This is a genomic window from Acinetobacter sp. YH16038 (assembly GCF_013417275.1).
Lineage (GTDB): Bacteria > Pseudomonadota > Gammaproteobacteria > Pseudomonadales > Moraxellaceae > Acinetobacter.
Map to the genome: position 1 here is coordinate 1 of NZ_VPEG01000098.1, position 2615 is coordinate 2615.

Sequence of the window (2615 nt, forward strand, 5' to 3'; positions counted from 1 at the left end):
GTAAGCGTCCGCTGAATCCCATGCCTATTTTTTAATTTTGGTCGGATTTCCAGCGGTGTGGCAGTAATTCTTCTATTTGGGTCACTTTATGCGTCGGCAGCCTTTTCAGCACATCACTTAAATAGGCATACGGATCCAGTCCATTCAGCTTTGCTGACTGGATTAAAGTCATGATATTGGCAGCTCGTTGGCCGCTGCGCAGCGAGCCAGCAAACAGCCAGTTCTTACGTCCCAACGCCCAGGGGCGCATCTGATTTTCAATCCAGTTATTATCTATAGGCAAATTACCATCATCCAGATAGCGGCAGAGTGCCTGCCAACGTTTTAGGTTGTAATTGATCGCCTTGGCAGTTGGAGAACTCGATGGCACCGTCAGATAATGTTGGTTGAGCCATTCATACAGTTGTTGCATCACCGGTTGACTATGCTTTTGCCGATATTCGCGGCGATGTTCTGCTGTACCATCGGTCTTTTTCCTGAGTTCTGCTTCTATGGCATACAGTTTCTGAATCAGCACTAATGCCTGTTCAGCGATCTGACTTTTCCCGGTCACATGCAGTTCATGAAATTTACGACGTGCATGTGCCATGCAGCCCACCTCAATGACATCGCCTGATTTAAAGCGTGCTTTATAACCACTGTAATCATCACAGACCAGATGACCCTGCCAGCCATTCAGGAACGCTTCAGCATGCTGACCTGAACGACTATCCTGAAAGTCATAGATCACTGCCTGAACTGGATTGTACTGTGTAGTGGCATAGGCCCAGACATAACCTTTCTTCGGTTTTTTCTCATCATCACCCATCCGCATGATGGTGACCGGCGTTTCATCGGCATGGATCACCCGCTGTTGCAGCACCACCTGTTTTAAGGCATTGGCCAGAGGTTCCAGTTCCACACCGCAGCGACCAATCCAGTCAGATAAAGTAGATCTGGACAGATCAATGCCCGCCCGCTGATAGATCAGGCGCTGACGGTACAGCGGCAAATGATCGGCATACTTCGATACCAGCACATGGCTGAGCAGTTCAGGACTGGCAATACCTTTATCAATCACATAGGCGGGCATCGCTTGCTGAGTCAGGGTGTCACACTGATCACAGACCCATTTGCCACGTACATGCTGTTCCTTATAGAACTGTGCCGGTCTGAAATGCAGTTTTTCACTGATATCTTCGCCGATACGACGTAACTGGCAGCCACAACTGCATTGGGTTGATGCAGGTTCATGCTCAATACGGATGGTGTGTAGATGATCTGGCAGCAGTCGACGTTTAGGTTTGTTGACTGTGGCTTTCTGTGTCGCTGCATCGGTTTTATCTGCATTTAATCGTTCTAATTCTAGATCAACGGCTGCGATATCTTCTTCGACCGCTTCGTCCCATAGATGGATTTGTTTTGCGGTAAGATGTTCGTTTTTACTGCCGAATTTATGCTTTTTAAACAGCGCCAGTTCATGCTCGTATTTTTGATTGAGAATAGAAAGATGCTGAACTTTAGAATCTAATTGCTGATTGGTGACTTCAAGATGTTGAACTTTGGCATCTAATTGTTGATTTGATACTTCCAGATGTTGGACTTGAGCATCTAATTGTTGTTTATCTTCTGCGAGTTGTTGATGCTGCATCGCCAACTGCCGGGTAAATTCCAGCAGTTGTTCATGGGTCAGTTGGCTTAAATCAGGCAGCATTTTCATGACCGCAGTATGCCTGAGGTCATGACGCAGAGGAAATAGAACGTTTGGAGAATAGCAGAATGTAGCAGCCTAGTTTAGAGCATTGTTACCACTTGCTGTCGTCCAATGCGCTGCCAGGGCAAACCCTGAATTAGTGCCTGTAACTGTTCTGGACTGAGAGCTACGTTTTCACCCTGGTGAACTTTAGCCCAGTGGAATTTTCCCTGTTCCAGCCGCCTGGCACACAGCCAGATGCCCAGTCCATCATGTACCAGCACTTTCATACGATGGCCACGTTTATTACAGAACAGGTAGGCGCAATGCGGTTTGATTGAGCCAAAGGCTTTCATAATCTGCGCCATGGCCGTATCCATACCCGCACGCATGTCCATGGGCTGGGTAGACAACCAGATTTCATCGATACGGATCATTTGATCAAGCCCTGAAGTAAAAGCAGTAATTCAGTTGCAGACTCCACCGGCCATTCGATTTCGATCATCTGATCCCTTACGGAACCTTGTTCATCATGTAATGGAATCCTGATATGAGCGGTAGCTTTCTTTTCTGGCACAGGTGGCGGAGGTGCTTCTTGTTTGATTGGCGTCGGGTGAAGAATGACGGGAAGGAAGTCGGTCTGTGGAATGGATGAGATTGTTAATGATGGAACCATTGATCTGGACTGACGAATCCATTTATGCAACAGATTGGCATTGATCTGATGTTGCATTGCGACCTTAGCCACCGATGTATCTGGCTGCTGGCATTGCTGAATAAGTTGATGTTTAAATTCAGCCGTGAAGGTTCGACGGGGCTTTTTTAGCGTTGGTGCAGTGTCTATAACTGTCTTTAAATCCATAAATAGGTGTCCACTTAAATTTTAGTGGACACTATCGCGGTATTAATGAGTTAGAAAAAGTGGGGCTCAGCGGACGCTTAC

The 2615-nt window shown here is 46.9% G+C and carries 3 protein-coding genes; all 3 read right to left on the reverse strand.

The window, feature by feature from the left end; genetic code table 11:
* Nucleotides 1–31: 31 nt before the first annotated feature.
* The 3 genes from FTV34_RS16825 to FTV34_RS16835 all read right to left on the reverse strand — a co-directional run bounded on the left by FTV34_RS16825 (nt 32) and on the right by FTV34_RS16835 (nt 2534).
* A complete protein-coding gene (locus FTV34_RS16825; RefSeq protein ID WP_180070836.1) occupies nt 32–1699 on the reverse strand; it encodes an IS66 family transposase in 1668 nt (555 codons plus the stop codon).
* Between the two features lie 74 nt (nt 1700–1773).
* Complete coding sequence (gene tnpB, locus FTV34_RS16830) at nt 1774–2109, reverse strand: IS66 family insertion sequence element accessory protein TnpB (protein ID WP_004783682.1); 336 nt, start codon at nt 2107–2109, stop codon at nt 1774–1776.
* Nucleotides 2106–2534 carry a transposase gene (locus FTV34_RS16835; protein WP_180054013.1) on the reverse strand — a complete coding sequence of 143 codons (429 nt, stop codon included), beginning with the start codon at nt 2532–2534 and terminating at the stop codon, nt 2106–2108. The genes tnpB and FTV34_RS16835 overlap by 4 nt, the downstream gene beginning before the upstream one ends.
* Nucleotides 2535–2615 lie beyond the last annotated feature (81 nt).